Here is a 15,154-nt window from a genome sequence, read left to right on the forward strand (position 1 = left end):
TCTTGAGCTGGAACGGTGGAGGTGTTCTTAGGGGGTTTTGCGGATCTGCATGGTGATGGTCTGCTGGCGGCGTGACTGACAGCCGGGGCTGGCGCTGCTGCAGGCACATGTCTTCTTCGTCTCCGGCTTGAGCGTGGAGCCGGTGAGGAAGTCCAGGACCGCGGCGGTGACGAAGTCCGGCGCCTCCGGCACCGTCCAGTGGCCGGTGCCCGGGGCGACCAGGAGTTCGGCCTGGCCCAGCTCCCCTGCAATGGCCTCGTTCGATTCCGGGGTGCTGACTTTGTCTTCGCTGCCGGTCAGCAGCAGCACCTTGGACTGGATCCTGGCCAGGTCCGGGTTGGTTGCTGAGGCCAGGGCTTCGCAGGCCTGCGCGTAGGCTTCCGGGTCCTGGCCCAGGAGCAGTTCACGCACGAAGGGGCGCACCAACGGGTTCCCGATCGCTGCATGATCGGCCGTGGCGGCGGTCGCGACGGTGTCGGCCACCGCGGCCATGCCCTTTTCGCGGACGAGGGCCGCCCGTGCCCGGGTGGCGTCCTTGGCCGCCTGGGCCTGTTCCCGGACCGCGCCCAGCAGGACGACTTCCCGGACCAGGTCAGGACGTGTTGAGGCCAGCTGCTGGACGATGAGGGTTCCCATCGAGTGGGCAACAAGGTGGGCGCGGCCTGTCGTGGTCTGGGATTCGATGACCAGGGCCAATTCGGCGGCCAGGGATTCCAGGCTAAGTTCCCCCACCCGGGGCGAGCGGCCGTGTCCGGCGAAGTCGTAGCGGGTGACCCGGAACCGTTCGGCAAGTGAAGCGACGAGCGGTTCATAGAAGCTGGTGGTGCCGCCCAGTCCGTGGACCAGGACAACATCCTCTCCGGTGCCCGTGCTTTCGACGAAAAGGTGTTTCGTTCCGACGGCTGTCAGCCCTGCGGGGATGGTCGCGGTGCTCATCGGCCTTCTCCGATCCGGTTCCGCAGCGTGCCGAGCTTGCTGATGGTGATCTCGACGACGTCTCCGCTGGTCAGGAACCGCGGCGGAGTGAAGCCGATGCCGACGCCGACCGGGGTGCCGGTCGCGATGATGTCCCCAGGCTGGAGCGTGATGCCGGCGCTGATCGTTTCGATGATGGTGGGGATGTCGAAGATCAGGTCCGCTGTCGTGGCCTTCTGGCGGGTTTCACCGTTGACGGTGCAGAGCAGGTCCAGGGGGCCGTCGCCGACTTCATCGCGGGTTACGGCCCAGGGCCCCATGGGGCAGTGGGTGTCGAGGCTCTTGCCCAGGAACCACTGCTTGTGGTCTTTCTGGAGGTCGCGGGCGGTGACGTCGTTGATGATCGTGTAGCCCCAGACGTGGTCCAGAGCGTCGGCCTTGCTGATGCCGCGGCCGCCCGTGCCGATGATGACGCCGAGTTCGGCTTCGTAGTCGAGTTCGGAGGTGACGCCGGCGTGCGGGTCGACGTCCGCGCCGGTGCCGATGACCGTGGAGGGTGCCTTAGTGAACACCACCGGGTATTCCGGCTGGGGTGTGGCGCTTGCGGTTGCGTCGTAGCCGGAGTTGGCGAATTCCTTGGCGTGTTCGACGTAGTTGCGGCCCACGCAGAAGATGTTCCGGCGGGGGAGCGGGATGGGGGCCAGCAGCTCGACGTCGGCCACGGGGATTGCTTCTCCGGTCGAGGCGGCGAGCTGGGCAGCTGCGCTGTCCCAGTTGTCGATGAGCGAAAGCAGGTCCTGCCCGCCCGGCACAGCAGTCACCGTTGTGGCGTCGGTGTTGAGGACGCCGGTCTGCTGGGTGCCGTTGTGGCGGAAAGTAACGAGTTTCAAAGTGATTCCCCTTCGAATCGATTATCGATAATTGATGATGTGACTCTACATGACCGTGACTGGCATCACAAGCGATTATCGATAATTTCTTTTGGAGGGGGTGCGGGCCCTTCCGGGGGAGGAGGAAGGGGCCTATTCCTGGGGGAGGATGGAGTACTCGTGCTGGTGTTCGGTGACGAGCTTGGTGCAGAGGTCCGGTGTGCCGCTCTCGAAGGCTTCCAGGATCGGGACGTGGGCTTCGGCCGCTGCGTGCAGGTCGACGTGGCCGCGCACGACGGTGGCCATGGTGCGGGCCTCGACATACAGGGAATCCCAGATCTCCAGCATCAGCCGGTTCCCGGTCGCAACTACAACAGCCCGGTGGAAGTCGGTACTGTATTTGGCGATGCCGTGGGCATCGTTCGTCGCCGCGGCCTCACGCATGCCGGCCAGGGCCTCCCGCAGCGGTGCCGGGTCGGCGTTCAGTGCCGGATATGCGGCGGCGGCGGCGGTTCCCTCCAGGGCGAGGCGGACGAAGTAGACTTCGGCGAGGTCATCCTGGGAGGCGGACCGGACGAAGGTTCCGCGGCGGGGGATGTTTTCGACCAGCCGTGTGGAGGACAGCTCCCGCAGGGCCTCGCGGACCGGCGCTTGGCTGACGCCGAATTCTTTGGCGAGCTGGAGCTCCACGAGGCGCATACCGGGAGGGTAGGTGCCGTCAACGACCCTGTCCACGATGGTGCGCTTGACTTTTTCCGAGAGGCTCTCGTTCTCAAATGCTGCTGATACCGCCATTTCCCCAGTCTTTCATGATGCTCTCGTGGCGCCCGTCCGTTCAGGCCGTTTCGGGTCATGTTCTGGATCTCGCGGTGCGGGCTTGGGGTCCCTGAAGGCCAGGCTGGGGACAATGGCCAGCGCTGCCAGGGCCGCGGCGAGGAGAAAGGCGCCGGGATATCCGGAACCGGGGCCGTGGGTGCCGTTCAAGGCATTGAGGGCAGCAGCGGCGGCGGCTACGCCGACCGCCATGCCGATCTGCCGGGCCATGTTCACGATTGTCGAACCGTCGGCCAGCTCCGGACCTTGCAGTCCGGTGACGGTAGCCGTCTGCAGCGGGACGATGGTTGTGCCGAAACCCGCACCCGCAACCAGAATCGCGGCTGCCGTCAGCCACCCCGGCGTTGCCTGGCCCGCCAGTGACAGGGCACCCGCTCCCGCTGCCATGAGACCCAACCCTGCAGCCAGCGGCGCACGCGGGCCCGTGCGCCGGGTAAGGCGCGTGGTGACCGGGGTGGCCAGCAGGATGCCGACGGCATGCAGGGATGTCATGAATCCGCTGTTCAGCGGGGACATCCCGCCGTGGCCCTGGAGATACAGCGGGAGCAGGAACAGTAGCGCCCCATAGGACAGGGCGGTCAGGAGGAAGGCGAGGTTGCTGCTCCAGATCTCCTGCTTGACGAGCAGCCGGACATTGAGCAGGGGATCTTCGCGGCGGAGCTGCCGCACGGCGAAGCCGGCCAGGAGCAGCACTGCGGTGGCGATGGCGATCAGGGGCAGAGCGGCGGGGTATCCGTTCTCGGCTCCGGTAAGACCCAGCACCAAAAGCACAAGGCCTGCCGAGACAAGTACAAGGCCAACGCCGTCGAACCGGGCACCGGGGGTGGCCGGCCGCTGCGCCGGCAAGCGCAGGCCGGTCAGAATGGCGGCGAGGGCGATGGGCATGTTAAGCCAGAAGACCCACCGCCAGCCGATGTCCTGCACAAACCACCCACCGATCAGCGGGCCCAGGACCGGGGCGAGGGCCGCCGGCACCGAAATGAGCGCGGAGGCCTTCGCCCGCTGGTCGGCGGGGAACGCGGCGAAAAGCATGGCCATGCCGATCGGGAGGATCAACCCTCCGCCCAGACCCTGTAGAGCCCGGAACGCGATGAGGACCGGCAGGGACCATGCCAAGGCAGTGAGGGCCGAGGCCATCCCGAAGATTCCCAGCGCGATCAGGAATGCCCGGCCCTGGCCCAGACGGCGGCTGATCCAGCCACTCATCGGCAGTGACACCGCGATCGCCAAAAGATAGGAGGTGATCACCCACTGGACCGGCCCGGGGCCGGCGTCGAACTCCTCCTGAAGGGTAGGCACCGCGATATTGACCACAGTGGTATCCAGCAGGTCCATGACGACAGCCAGGGTCACAGCCACAGCTGTCAGCCGGGGAATGTTTCGTTCAGACATAGCTCGGCGTTCCTTTCGGATCGGGACGCACAGTGCCGGACGTTAATCCGCCGCAGGGGTCCGACCGTATCGATGTTGGGGCAGTTATTTGGGATCGGATTTTGTCGCCTGCACAGTGCCGTGCGCGTGTTCCGGTGGTGAATAGATCGAGTAGAGCTTCAAGGGGACAGCACCCACGGCTGTGACGTTGTGCCAGGTTCCGGCCGGAACAAAGATCGCATCGCCGTCCCGTGCGCCCCACTCATGGATCAGGTTCCCGGCTGCCGGACCCATCTGGACCTTCCCCTGTCCGCTCTCCACCCGCAGGAACTGGTCCACAGCCTGGTGCACTTCCAGTCCGATGTCGTCCCCCGGGGCAATGGCCATAACAGTGACCTGCAGCCGGCCGCCCGTCCAGATTGTCCTTCGGTAGTCATCGTTGGCCTCCGTAGCACGCTCGATGTCCAGGACATAAGGCGCGGGACCATGGTCGGTGAGCGTGGAATCAATCTCTTCTTCAGTCATGAATCAATTATCCATTATCGATAATGTAGTATCTAGGTTGGTAAGGCTCATCTAAGGGAAGTAAGCAACAAATGACAGTGACAGCGGGGGAGTCCACCGTGAAGGATCCGGACTCCTCTTCCGGCGGCCCTCTGGTTGCCACGCTCTTGCGCGTCCGCGTCCGCGACCACATCGCGGCCAGGATCGTGGACGGGACCTACGCCCCGGGCCAGCGCCTGACAGAACTGGAGATAGCCCGGAGCCTGGGCACCAGCCAGACACCTGCGCGGGAGGCGCTGCGGGACCTTGCGGGCATGGGCTTTGTAGAGTCCGAACCCAACAAGGGCTGCCGCGTTCGGGAACTGGACAGCGAGGACCTGCGACAGGCCCACCCCGTCCGGGCCGCCCTCGAGGAAATCGCCGGACATTCCGCTGCACGTCATCTGAAGGGCAAGACAACGGACTTGGCCAGCGCGCTGGACGGTATGCGGGCCGCACAGGAAAACGGCGACCTCATCGCGCTGTGCTTCCACAGCACACGCTTCCATCGCCACATCGTTGAAAGCGCCGGCAACGATGCACTCACCCGGGCCTGGAACGCCCTGGGAATCGAAATGCTCACCCTCGTAGGCGCCGCCCACGACCAGGTGGGCTTCCCCAACTCGGTGGAAGAACACGCCGCAATCATGGCAGCCCTCGATGCGGGTCAAGCCGCCGCCGCGGCCCGCCTCTTGAAAAACCATGCCTGCTCGTACGTCACCAGGGATCCGGGTTCCACCGGCGCCCTGTGCACCACCCCGTAACTGACCAATTTGCCTTCACGGCCCGAACCCAAAGGAACATCAGCATGAGCACCTCGCAGACAGTACTGATTATCGGCGGAACCTCCGGCATAGGTCGCGACACCGCGAAACTGCTGGCATCACGCGGTGACGCGGTCATCGTTGCCGGACGCGCGCAAACCCGCGCGCAGGCCACGCCCCGGGACATTGGCGGTGGCGCCGTCGGCCTTGAGATTGACCTCACTGACATGGACAGCCTCCGGGCAGCCGCTGCGGCAACAGGCCCCATCGACCACCTGGTCCTCTCCGCCGCCGCCCTGGCCTATGCCCCCTTCCGGGAACTTGCCATCGACGACGCCCGGAACGTCTTCGAAGCAAAATTCTGGGGTTACTACCGCGCCGTCCAAGTCTTCGGGCCGTTGCTGCCGGACACCGGCAGCATCACTTTCTTCTCCGGCATCGCCGCCGACCGCCCCGCGCCCGGCACGGTAGCCGTGACAGCAGTGAACGCCGCCGTCGAAGGCCTCACCCGTTCTCTCGCCGTCGAACTAGCTCCCGTGCGGGTTAACGCCGTCAGTCCGGGCATGACCGACACCGAGGGTTGGTCCCACCTCCCCGACGGCCAAAAAGCAGCAGCCTTCGAGCAGCAGGCCAAATCCTTGCCGACCGGCCGTATCGGACGTCCCGAGGACCTCGCCTCTACAGTCCTGCACCTGATCGATAACGGCTTCACGACCGGAACAATCCACCACGTTGACGGCGGAGCCCGCCTTGTCTGAGCAGCACCTCAGGGATCCGGACCAGCCCCGCCGGAAGGGCAGCGTGCTTGTTGCCGGGGCCGGGGGAGTGATCGGACGGCATGCGGCCGATGAGTATGTACGTCAGGGCTGGCAGGTTCGCGGCATCAGCCGGCGCCCCGTCCAGGGCGCCGGCTGGGACCACTTGTCGGTAGATCTCAGCGATCCCGCAGCCTCCGCGTCAGGTCTGGCTGAGGCCGAAGACACAACGCATCTGGTCTTCGGCGCTTACGCCGAGCGCCCGACGTCCCGGGAGCTTTCAGAGGCCAACGTCGGATTGCTGCGCAATACCCTTGACGGCCTTTACAGCGCCGGTGCCCCACTGCGTCACGTCACCCTATATCAGGGCGGAAAGGCCTACGGGGCGCATCTGGGTTACTTCAACACACCGGCCAAGGAGCGGGACCCGCGCCTCGTGCAGCCGAACTTTTACTACGACCAGGAGGACCTGCTGCGTCAAACCGCAGCGGAGCGCGGCTTTGACCTGACCATCCTGCGTCCCGAAGGGGTAGTCGGTTACGCTGTCGGCAACCCAATGAACCTGCTGATGGTGATCGCCGTCTACGCCAGCATCTGTCGTGAACTGGGCCAGCCGCTACGGTTTCCCGGCACGATTGCCGCCTTTGACGCCCTCTATCAGGTCACCGATGCAGGGCTGCTTGCCCGGGCCACAGTATGGGCGGGCTCGGATCCACAGGCCGCCGGCGAAGTCTTCAACATCACCAACGGTGACCAGTTCCGTTGGCGCCAGCTGTGGCCGGCCTTCGCCCGTCACCTCGGCATGGATTACGCCGAACCCCAGCCGGTGCCCCTGGCTGACGCGATGCCTCAGCTCAAAAACGTCTGGGAGCGGCTGGTGGCCCGGCACTCGTTGGTCCCGACTCCGTATGAAGACCTGGTCGGATGGGAATTCGGCGACTTCCTGCTGCGGTCCGGGTTCGACAACGTCTCCTCCACCATTAAGGCCCGCCAGGCCGGCTTCACCGACTGCCTCGACAGCGAAGACCGGTTCCTGGAACTCTTCCGTGAACTTGAGGCCGATCGGATCATTCCGCCCGTTGTGCTAAGCAGCCAGTCATCTGAAAGGTACGTGCCCTGATGGGCAATGCGCGGGAATGGTCCTGGGCCGCCAGACTGACCGTTCTTGCGGTCGCCGCAGCTACAGCGGTCAGCGTTATTTACCTGCCACAGGCCATGCTGACGGTGCTGGCGGCTGGTTTTGGTGTGGCCCCGGCAGCGGCCGGTGTCATCGCGACCAGCGTTCAGGCCGGTTACGCCATCGGCATCTTCCTGCTGGTTCCCCTCGCTGACCGCGTTCAGCCCCGGCGGCAGGTCACGATTCAGTCGGTTCTCCTTGCCGCGGCCCTTGCAGTAACGGCGGTGCTGCCCGAGATTGTGGGCGTCACCTTGGGATTCCTGGCAGTGGGCCTGGTGGCAAACATTGCCCAGATCGTCATCCCGGCCGCGAGTCGGTTAGCCCCCAAAGGGAAGGCGGGCGCTGCCTTGGCAACAGTGGCCGGCGCCCTGCTGATCGGAATTTTCGGCGGCCGGATCATCGCAAGCCTGCTCGTCCAGACCATCGGATGGCGGTGGGTCGTCTTGTCTTTCGCCGCCCTGGTCCTGGCCGTGCTGCCGTTCCTGCGCACTGCCCTGGCCACAGATCTCGAGCTGCACTCCGCCGGCGGCCAGTACCGACACCTGCTGGCCTCGACCCTTCAGCTGAGCCGGCGGAGCCCTGAACTGATCCAGTCTGCGCTGATGCAGTTCTTCGTGTTCGCCACCTTCAACTCCCTGTGGACGGTCACGGTGCTCCACCTCACCGGACCTGGCTTCGGCTGGAGCGTCCTCTCGGCCGGCCTTTTCGGGGCCGTCGGACTTGCCGCCGGAATCGCTACCCCATTCAGCGGTCGCTTCGTTGACCGTTTCGGGCCCCTTCCGGTCGGTCTCGTGTTCTTGCTGGTCCTGCTCCTGGGCGTGCTGTCGGTGATCATAGATCCCTCGTCGGCCGTCCTGTTTGGTGCGAGCATGTTCGTCATCACCTGGGCCAACCAGACAATCCTCTCCGCTAACCAGGCCCGGACCCTGGCGGCGAACCCGGTCCAATCAGCCCAGGCCAACACGGTCTTCATGTTCGCAGTGTTCCTGGGCGGCTCAGCCGGAGCCTTCACGGGCACGGTCGCCTTCAGTGCCGGAGGGATGCCCCTCGTCGGCGTGCAGGCTGGCGCCTTCGTTCTCATAGCCCTCGTTATCTGGTTCGCGTCCGCAACGCACCAGAAACGCACCACACCAAACCCTGGCAAGGAAAGGATCACAACATGACCACCGCAGGAAACATCCGGCTGAATACCGGAGCGAGCATCCCGCCGGTCGGATACGGGTGCTGGCAGACCGCCCGCGCCGATATTGCCGCCGCCGCGCGCGCCGGATACCGCGCCTTTGACACCGCAACCTTCTACGCGAACGAACAGGCCGTAGGTCAGGGGATCCGGGACGCAGGGCTAAACCCCGAAGACGTCTTCCTCACCACCAAGGTATGGCGCGGCGACATGGGCTACGCTCAAACCCTGAAGGCGTTCGAAACCTCACGCCGCCTGCTCGATGCCGACGTCATCGACCTCTATCTCATCCACTGGCCCCAGCCGGACTCCCGCCTGATCACCGAAACCTGGCGGGCCATGGAAAAACTCCTGGAACGCGGAACCGTCCGCTCCATCGGTGTTTCAAACTTCGAAGCCGCCGATCTTGACCTGCTGGCCCAGCACTCGGACGTCACCCCCGCGGTAAACCAGATCGAACTAAACCCTCTACGGCAGCGCAAGAGCCTGGTCGCGGAAAATACCGCACGCGGCATCGTCACGACAGCCTGGTCACCGCTGGGTCAGGGGGGTCCGGTCCTGCATAACAAGACACTGCTTTACCTGGCCGAAGACCATGACGTCAGCGTCGCCCAGATCGTCCTTCGCTGGATGCTCCAAAAGCAGATCGTGACAATCCCGCGTTCAACCAATCCCGCACGGATCGTCGAAAACCTCGACCTGGACGGGTTCGCCCTAAACACGGCCGAGATGGAAGCCATCGACGCGCTCTCCGACTGACCCCGACACCTCAAGGACACCTCATGCCTACCGTTGGTCATTCCGACCTGACCATCTTTCCGATCGCCCTGGGCGGAAACACCTTCGGGTGGACCTCCAATGAAACAGAGTCCCGCGCTGTCCTGGACGCCTTCACTGAGCAGGGCGGAAACTTCGTCGACACAGCAGACAGCTACTCGGCCTGGGCCGAGGGCAACACCGGAGGGGAATCCGAGACGATCATCGGAGACTGGATGGCACGGCGCTCCAACAGGTCTCAGGTCATCATCGGAACGAAAGTCAGCCAGCACCCCGGTTTTCCAGGCCTGTCCCGGAAGAACATCGTGGCAGCCTCCGAAGCATCCCTGCGACGGCTAGGCAGCGACTACATCGACCTCTACTATGCGCACTTCGATGACGAGACCACTCCTCTGGAGGAGACCGTCGGAGCCTTCGGTGATCTCGTCATCGCCGGAAAAGTCCGTCACGTCGGCCTCTCCAACTACAGCGCGGAGCGGATCAGGGAATGGATCAGGATCGCGGACGACAACGGCTATGCCCGTCCCGTGGCCCTGCAGCCGCACTACAACCTGGTACACAGAACCGGCTTCGAGGGCGAACTCGCTTCACTGGCTGCCACCAACGGGCTCGGGGTCATCCCCTACTGGTCCCTCGCCAGCGGGTTCCTCACCGGCAAATACCGGACCCGTGAAGACCTCGTAGGCACACCCCGAGAAAAGATGGCAGGCAGTTACTTCAGTACCGAAGGCTTGCGGGTCATCTCCGTCCTCGACGACATCGCACAGGAGAGAGGCACCACCATTGCGACAGCAGCTCTCGCATGGCTTCTCACCCGACCCAATATCGCCGCCCCAATCGCCAGCGCCCGCACCGCGGAACAGTTGCCCGACCTCATGGCAGCAGCCTCCCTGACCCTCACGGAACTGGAAATCCACCGCCTCGACGAGATGTCCTCCCTCATTCCGGCCTGATAAACAAAAGGGAGCGTTTCGCGGCCTGGTCGTGGCCCCGCCCGGCGGCTAGACGCAGCGGGGCAGTTTGGACTGGGAGAGCTTGAGGAGAAACCGTCACGATATCGGCCGGAAGTAGCCCTATGCCGAGCACTCCCTGTCTGATTTCAAAGGCTGATAATGGAGATTCCGTAAAGGCCGCTTAGCGCCTCGATGGTCCGTTCGCCCTGTGCCCGACGGCGCGGACTCACTCCGCGGCGGCGACCCCGAGGTCCGCGGCGTGGCCACTGATGGTGCGGGCGAGGTCGATGTCGCGGCTGGTGATCCCGCCGACGTCGTGGCTTGAGAGCGTGACGCGGACCTCGGGGTAGGTGAGCGTGAGGTCGGGGTGGTGGTTGGCCTGCTCGGCGGAGGCGCCGATGCGGTTTACGAGCTCCAGGCCAGTGGAGAACTTCCGGGTCCTGAAGGTGGCGGCGAGGGCCTCGCCGGTCACGTGCCAGCCGGTGAGCCCGGCCTCGGCGAGTTCGGCGGCGGACAGCTTCCGTTGGGGATCAGTCATGGTGCCATCATGGCTCGGGATGGCCGCCTGGGCTACCCCTGAGGCACCACTTCGCCAAGGGTGATGGCAGGCGCCGGCGACTGAGGGTAAAACGTCGGCACTGCCCGGGGACCACCTGTCACGCGCTGGTAAGCGAGAGAAAAGCCCAGGGGCGTCCTTCTCCGAGCCATCCCCAGGTCAAATTCGAAGGCCGATATCGGCCGTTCGATAAAGCCGACAGGACCCTTCGGATTTAGGCGCCCGGCCGCCTGAAAGATTCGGGCAGCGAACTTCATCCCGGTGCTCCCGCCCCTTGAGCTCGGGACTTGAATCGAAGGCGCGTGCCGCCTGCTGAGGTGTCAGTACCGTTTTGGTACCATGGTGACATGGCTATGAATCTCCGTGTCCCTGAAGACCTCGATCGGCGGCTGGAGAAGTTGGCCGCCGAGGAACACACGTCCAAGTCCGCGCTTCTGTTGCAGGGGGCAGAACTGGTTCTGCAGCGCCATGCGCGGCGGCGTGAGATCAGCGCTGGGCTTGATTTTGTTGTGAGTCATGACGCGGAGTTGCTGAAGCGCCTTGAGGACGCGTGACGGCGTACCTGGACATTGAGGATGCACTTCAGGTAGTTGATCGGTACGGGTTCCATATCTGTGATGTCGGGTTGTTGGCCTCGGCGTTGGCCAGGCCGGCTACGACTGTCATGGGTGCGGATGCTTATCCGGAACTGGCGGTGAAGGCGGCCGCTTTGTTGGAGTCGGTCGCGCGGTTCCATCCACTCATTGATGCGAACAAACGGACGGCGTGGACGCTCATGGTGTTGTTGCTCTGGGTCAACGGTTACCGGCATGGCTTCACCACGGAGGAAGGCTTCGACCTCGTCGTCGGAGTCGCCGCGGGCACTGTCGACTTGCTGGACTCTGCCGCCGAAATTTCCAGGCATCTGGTGCCCCGGTAGTCCTTCACCCCCCGAAAATGGGGTGTGGACAATGTTCACACTTTTCGTCTCGTACTGCCTCGTACAGCTGCCGGACTTCTTCGAATTCCGCATGATTTCGCGGATTCCCATTGTATGTAAGGGCGGGAATGTAGTTCGAGTCCCACCTCGGGCACAGCAGATCCCCTCGTCAGAGGGGGCTTTGCTTTAACGTGTCAGATAGTTTGAGTATCGTCGCTCTGGTCCACCTGCCGTGAGTGGGTTCTGGACCTTCCTCGTTCAAATTATCTCGGGTGGGCCGGCGGTGGCCCACCTCTATGCATTCGCCGGGGGAGCGGGACGACATGAAGGGCCCTCATCCTGATACCGCGCCGGACGAGATAGGCGCGGGAACTTCTGGCCGTGCCGTCCCAGATGATGAACCCCACTGCGTGGACGTGTTTCTTTCCTGCAGCAGCGCTATTTGCTGGCGCCGGCGGTGAGGCCTTCTCGCCGGGTTCGTTGGCCGAAGATGAAGACGACCAGTGCCGGCAGCCTGGACAGGATCACGCCGGCGAGGCCCACCGAGATGCTGCCGGTGGCGAGGTGGCCCTGGAGCGTGACCAGGCCGAGGGAAGGGTGAAATTTTGTTCGCTGATGGTGAGGACCAGTGGCCGGAAGAATTCGTTCCAATGGAAGTTGAAGGCGAGGATCCCGACGATTCGCCATGCCGGGGACCGCCAAGGGGACGTAGACCGAACGGAAGATCCGCCACGGCCCGGCACCGTCAAGGGCGGCTGCTTCGGCGAAGTCGTTCGGCAGGCCAAGGAAGTACTGGCGCATCAGGAAGGTGCCGAATGCTGTGGGAATGGCTGGCAGGATCAGGGCCAGCAGGGTGTCGGACAGGCCCATTCCACGGATCAGCATGAACACCGGGCGTAGCCGGCCAGGGTGGCCGACGCTATCTGGCCAAGTGCGATCAGGCCGGTCACCATGGCGCTGTTCAGGGTGAGTTGCGCAAACCTGCTGCTGGACCGCAGCGAATGCGCAGGGGCTTGGTGCCCTTGTCTTTTCAGACGTCATTGTGGGCTCCTCCTAGCAGGGTAAACGGCGTCCTTTACTTGTGTTGCCCGCAGGGTCGTTTTGTTTATGCCTGGTCGCATGCGAAAGCGGTTGATTCGGAGGCGTGTGCTTCGACAGCAGCTGTCAGTTCGTCCAGAGTGGGCGGGTTCGCACCGGCGCGCTGCACGGTGATGGCCGCTGCTGCGGCTGCTGTGCGTCCCAGCTGCTCCATGACGGCGGGGGCAAAGCCCTCGGTGCCGCGGGTGAGCAGGCCCAGGATCAGTGCGGCCATGTAGGAGTCGCCGGCGCCGATCGTGTCCGCCACCGTCGCTTTGACGGCGGGAATGGTGATGCTCGCGGACGGCGAGGTGAATTGGGAGCCGGCAGCACCTTTGGTTATCACCGCCAGCCCGGCGCCGAGGCGGAGGATGTGCTGAGCGGTTTCTTCCAGTGTTTTCGCGGGGTAGAGCCACTGGGCGTCCTCGTCGCTGAGTTTAACGACGTCGGTCAGTGCGCCGATTGCTTCGAAGGTTGCCTTCGCTTCGGCGTGGCTGCCAAGCAGCGATGGCCTGATGTTCGGGTCGTAGGTGATGGTGCAATGCTTGTGGGCTTGTTCGAGCAGGGTTTTGACGGCACCGGCGCCGGGGTTGAGGAAGGTGGCGATGGAACCGGTGTGCAGGATTTGGGGGAAACAGGCAGGCGTTGCTCTTGGGAGCTGCCAGCGGATGTCGAAGTCGTATGCGGCGGATCCGTCGGGTCCGAGGGTTGCGGTCGCTGTTGGGGTGCGGGTGAGGGACTTTGATCCGGGCAGAAGTGTCACCCCTGCCCGGTGGAGGTGGTTCTCTATGGTTCTTCCCCGGTCATCGGGTGCAATGGCCGTGAGCAATCCCGTGGTAACCCCCAGGAGACCGAGGCCATAGGCGACATTGGCGGGCGATCCGCCAGGATGCTCAACCTGGCTGTCCGGGGTGGTGACCACGTCGATCAGCGCTTCGCCGACAACGATGGCGTCAAAAGGCTGCTGGGCGTCGGGGCAGGCTGCTTTGAGGTAATCCATGTTTGTCTCTCGGGCAGTGTTGAGTGGGGAGCGGCTAAGTCGTCGCGTTGATCTCGTTGATCGTGAGGTCACTGAAGGTGGCCGTTCCATCGTTGGCGTAGAGCCGGATGTTGTTGTCACCTTCCAGGGGAAACACGCGGTGTGAGTGCACCACCCGTCCGTCTCCGACGAACATTTCGACGCTGGTCCGGTCCACCAGGAGGCGGAGTGTGAGGCGCCCTGCCGAGGGATCGATAGGTGTTTGGCTTTCCCCGCCAGTGGGGTTGATGGTGGGTCGCCGGTTGACGTAGGCGAAGGGGCCGCGGAGGAACGCACCGGCGGCAACGTGCCGGCCGCCACCGGATGCACGGCAGATCTCAAGGCCGATATTGGACGGAGGGGCCGCCGGGTCCCAGACAAGCTCGCAGGTCAGGTCATAGGCAAGTGAACTGATATCGAGGTCATGCGTTCCCGTGACCTTGACGTCCCCGAGGCGGTGGGTGCGTTTGATGTGGTTGGCCAGGCCGGTGGTGGGGGTTGAGACGAGATGGTAGCTTCCGTCTGCCTTCTTGAGCCGGATGTCGCGCACGATCATGTCATCACCGTTGTACGCGTCGGTCGCCAGGGTGGGAGTGTTGTGGGGGTAGTCCCAGAAGTTCGCCCAGCCAAGCGCCCTGCGCAGGGTGGCATCCTCCGCGCCGGACGCGTCGTGATGGGGGTAGGTCACTGCTCCGTAGAAGTCATAGCCGTAGTCCAGCCATTCCGGCTCGGCATGGTCGGGAGCGAACGTGATTCCGTTGAAGGCTCCTGTCCAGTATGCGTATGTTGCCGGCAGTCCACGGCCTTTGCCGTTGGCGCTGGTGCCCAGGATCCAGTGCGAAGTACCGTCGTCGGCGGTCATGCGGAAAAGGTCCGGGCACTCCAGCAGCCCCAGGTCCGTCCGGACGAATTCGCCGACCCGCCGCCAGGAACGCAGGTTGGCAGATGTGTAGAAGCCGAGCTTCTGCCCTTCGGCGTTGACCATGAACCACTGCCCGCGGTCGGCGTCCCAGATGACTTTCGGGTCGCGGAAGTCCTGTACGCCTGGGTTTGGAAGTACCGGCGCCGTCCCACCAGGTTGGAACGAGCGCCCACGGTCAGTTGAATACCAGAGGTATTGGGCTTGGCGGCCCTGGGGTGCCTGGGTCACGAGGGCTACGACGGCGTTTTCACCGTAGCCGGCGGTGTTTCGTTCGTCGATGACGAGACAGCCTGACCAGCAGTCACCGTTGCCGTTGCTGAACTTGGGGATGGCCACGCCACGGTCGCGGAAGGAGACGTGGTCGGTGGTGGTGGCACGGCGCCACGATGTGCCGCCGCCGCCCTGGAGGTAGTCGGCGTTGTAGAGGTAGTAGTAGTGGTATTCGCCGTCGATGTAGATGGGCCGCTGGGGGTCGTTCTTCCAGTTGTCGGGGACGCTGAAGTGATAGGTCGGGCGCATGCGGG

Annotated in this window: 16 protein-coding genes and 1 pseudogene; 8 read left to right on the forward strand and 9 right to left on the reverse strand. The window is 64.2% G+C overall.

The window, feature by feature from the left end; genetic code table 11:
* Nucleotides 1–27: 27 nt before the first annotated feature.
* From NIBR502770_RS06820 to NIBR502770_RS06840, 5 genes are all read right to left on the reverse strand, one after another.
* The gene (locus NIBR502770_RS06820; protein WP_141181452.1) at nt 28–936 is read right to left on the reverse strand and encodes an alpha/beta fold hydrolase; all 909 of its coding nucleotides are present in this window, start codon (nt 934–936) and stop codon (nt 28–30) included.
* Nucleotides 933–1,805: a fumarylacetoacetate hydrolase family protein gene (locus NIBR502770_RS06825; RefSeq protein ID WP_141181453.1), complete on the reverse strand. Its 873-nt coding sequence runs from the start codon at nt 1,803–1,805 to the stop codon at nt 933–935. The genes NIBR502770_RS06820 and NIBR502770_RS06825 overlap by 4 nt, the downstream gene beginning before the upstream one ends.
* A 132-nt stretch (nt 1,806–1,937) precedes the next feature.
* Complete coding sequence (locus NIBR502770_RS06830) at nt 1,938–2,579, reverse strand: GntR family transcriptional regulator (protein ID WP_141181454.1); 642 nt, start codon at nt 2,577–2,579, stop codon at nt 1,938–1,940.
* Between the two features lie 12 nt (nt 2,580–2,591).
* Complete coding sequence (locus tag NIBR502770_RS06835; RefSeq protein WP_141181455.1) at nt 2,592–4,010, reverse strand: DHA2 family efflux MFS transporter permease subunit; 1,419 nt, start codon at nt 4,008–4,010, stop codon at nt 2,592–2,594.
* An 84-nt stretch (nt 4,011–4,094) separates the two neighbouring features.
* Nucleotides 4,095–4,499 carry a cupin domain-containing protein gene (locus tag NIBR502770_RS06840; protein WP_371416516.1) on the reverse strand — a complete coding sequence of 135 codons (405 nt, stop codon included), beginning with the start codon at nt 4,497–4,499 and terminating at the stop codon, nt 4,095–4,097.
* A gap of 86 nt (nt 4,500–4,585) precedes the next feature.
* Here NIBR502770_RS06840 and NIBR502770_RS06845 point away from each other — a divergent pair, with 86 nt between their 5' ends.
* The 6 genes from NIBR502770_RS06845 to NIBR502770_RS06870 are packed head-to-tail and all read left to right on the forward strand — an operon-like array spanning nt 4,586 to nt 10,138.
* The gene (locus NIBR502770_RS06845) at nt 4,586–5,296 is read left to right on the forward strand and encodes a GntR family transcriptional regulator (protein WP_246857430.1); all 711 of its coding nucleotides are present in this window, start codon (nt 4,586–4,588) and stop codon (nt 5,294–5,296) included.
* A 44-nt stretch (nt 5,297–5,340) separates the two neighbouring features.
* Entirely contained in the window at nt 5,341–6,054 is a 714-nt protein-coding gene (locus NIBR502770_RS06850) for an SDR family oxidoreductase (protein ID WP_141181457.1), read from the forward strand.
* Nucleotides 6,047–7,171: an SDR family oxidoreductase gene (locus tag NIBR502770_RS06855; RefSeq protein ID WP_246857431.1), complete on the forward strand. Its 1,125-nt coding sequence runs from the start codon at nt 6,047–6,049 to the stop codon at nt 7,169–7,171. Before NIBR502770_RS06850 ends, NIBR502770_RS06855 begins: the two co-directional genes overlap by 8 nt.
* Entirely contained in the window at nt 7,171–8,391 is a 1,221-nt protein-coding gene (locus NIBR502770_RS06860; protein WP_141181459.1) for an MFS transporter, read from the forward strand. Before NIBR502770_RS06855 ends, NIBR502770_RS06860 begins: the two co-directional genes overlap by 1 nt.
* A complete protein-coding gene (locus tag NIBR502770_RS06865; RefSeq protein ID WP_141181460.1) occupies nt 8,388–9,167 on the forward strand; it encodes an aldo/keto reductase in 780 nt (259 codons plus the stop codon). Before NIBR502770_RS06860 ends, NIBR502770_RS06865 begins: the two co-directional genes overlap by 4 nt.
* Nucleotides 9,168–9,190: 23 nt before the next feature.
* Nucleotides 9,191–10,138 carry an aldo/keto reductase gene (locus NIBR502770_RS06870; protein ID WP_141181461.1) on the forward strand — a complete coding sequence of 316 codons (948 nt, stop codon included), beginning with the start codon at nt 9,191–9,193 and terminating at the stop codon, nt 10,136–10,138.
* A 226-nt stretch (nt 10,139–10,364) separates the two neighbouring features.
* Here the strand turns inward: NIBR502770_RS06870 and NIBR502770_RS06875 are convergent, their stop codons facing one another.
* Entirely contained in the window at nt 10,365–10,676 is a 312-nt protein-coding gene (locus NIBR502770_RS06875) for a 4a-hydroxytetrahydrobiopterin dehydratase (protein ID WP_141181462.1), read from the reverse strand.
* A 365-nt stretch (nt 10,677–11,041) separates the two neighbouring features.
* Between NIBR502770_RS06875 and NIBR502770_RS06880 the strand changes: the two genes are divergently transcribed.
* A complete protein-coding gene (locus NIBR502770_RS06880; protein ID WP_246857432.1) occupies nt 11,042–11,248 on the forward strand; it encodes a ribbon-helix-helix protein, CopG family in 207 nt (68 codons plus the stop codon).
* Entirely contained in the window at nt 11,245–11,613 is a 369-nt protein-coding gene (locus NIBR502770_RS06885; RefSeq protein WP_141181463.1) for a type II toxin-antitoxin system death-on-curing family toxin, read from the forward strand. Before NIBR502770_RS06880 ends, NIBR502770_RS06885 begins: the two co-directional genes overlap by 4 nt.
* Before the next feature lie 438 nt (nt 11,614–12,051).
* Here NIBR502770_RS06885 and NIBR502770_RS06890 read toward each other — a convergent pair.
* The 3 genes and pseudogenes from NIBR502770_RS06890 to NIBR502770_RS06900 form a co-directional block, all read right to left on the reverse strand.
* A pseudogene (locus NIBR502770_RS06890) lies at nt 12,052–12,584 on the reverse strand (carbohydrate ABC transporter permease); the annotation flags it as partial.
* Nucleotides 12,585–12,718: 134 nt separating this feature from the next.
* Complete coding sequence (locus tag NIBR502770_RS06895; RefSeq protein WP_141181464.1) at nt 12,719–13,690, reverse strand: carbohydrate kinase; 972 nt, start codon at nt 13,688–13,690, stop codon at nt 12,719–12,721.
* Between the two features lie 34 nt (nt 13,691–13,724).
* Nucleotides 13,725–15,149 carry a glycoside hydrolase family 32 protein gene (locus NIBR502770_RS06900; RefSeq protein WP_141183356.1) on the reverse strand — a complete coding sequence of 475 codons (1,425 nt, stop codon included), beginning with the start codon at nt 15,147–15,149 and terminating at the stop codon, nt 13,725–13,727.
* Nucleotides 15,150–15,154 lie beyond the last annotated feature (5 nt).

Origin of the sequence: Pseudarthrobacter sp. NIBRBAC000502770, assembly GCF_006517815.1 — a bacterium.
GTDB lineage: Bacteria > Actinomycetota > Actinomycetes > Actinomycetales > Micrococcaceae > Arthrobacter > Arthrobacter niigatensis.

What these genes read in the sequence shown, in the direction of transcription:
- NIBR502770_RS06820 (WP_141181452.1), bottom strand. Translation starts at nt 936, where the DNA reads ATGAGCACCGCGACCATCCCCGCAGGGCTGACAGCCGTCGGAACGAAA.
- NIBR502770_RS06830 (WP_141181454.1), bottom strand. Translation starts at nt 2,579, where the DNA reads ATGGCGGTATCAGCAGCATTTGAGAACGAGAGCCTCTCGGAAAAAGTC.
- NIBR502770_RS06835 (WP_141181455.1), bottom strand. Translation starts at nt 4,010, where the DNA reads ATGTCTGAACGAAACATTCCCCGGCTGACAGCTGTGGCTGTGACCCTG.
- NIBR502770_RS06845 (WP_246857430.1), top strand. Translation starts at nt 4,586, where the DNA reads ATGACAGTGACAGCGGGGGAGTCCACCGTGAAGGATCCGGACTCCTCT.
- NIBR502770_RS06850 (WP_141181457.1), top strand. Translation starts at nt 5,341, where the DNA reads ATGAGCACCTCGCAGACAGTACTGATTATCGGCGGAACCTCCGGCATA.
- NIBR502770_RS06860 (WP_141181459.1), top strand. Translation starts at nt 7,171, where the DNA reads ATGGGCAATGCGCGGGAATGGTCCTGGGCCGCCAGACTGACCGTTCTT.
- NIBR502770_RS06865 (WP_141181460.1), top strand. Translation starts at nt 8,388, where the DNA reads ATGACCACCGCAGGAAACATCCGGCTGAATACCGGAGCGAGCATCCCG.
- NIBR502770_RS06870 (WP_141181461.1), top strand. Translation starts at nt 9,191, where the DNA reads ATGCCTACCGTTGGTCATTCCGACCTGACCATCTTTCCGATCGCCCTG.
- NIBR502770_RS06875 (WP_141181462.1), bottom strand. Translation starts at nt 10,676, where the DNA reads ATGACTGATCCCCAACGGAAGCTGTCCGCCGCCGAACTCGCCGAGGCC.
- NIBR502770_RS06880 (WP_246857432.1), top strand. Translation starts at nt 11,042, where the DNA reads ATGGCTATGAATCTCCGTGTCCCTGAAGACCTCGATCGGCGGCTGGAG.
- NIBR502770_RS06895 (WP_141181464.1), bottom strand. Translation starts at nt 13,690, where the DNA reads ATGGATTACCTCAAAGCAGCCTGCCCCGACGCCCAGCAGCCTTTTGAC.
- NIBR502770_RS06900 (WP_141183356.1), bottom strand. Translation starts at nt 15,149, where the DNA reads ATGCGCCCGACCTATCACTTCAGCGTCCCCGACAACTGGAAGAACGAC.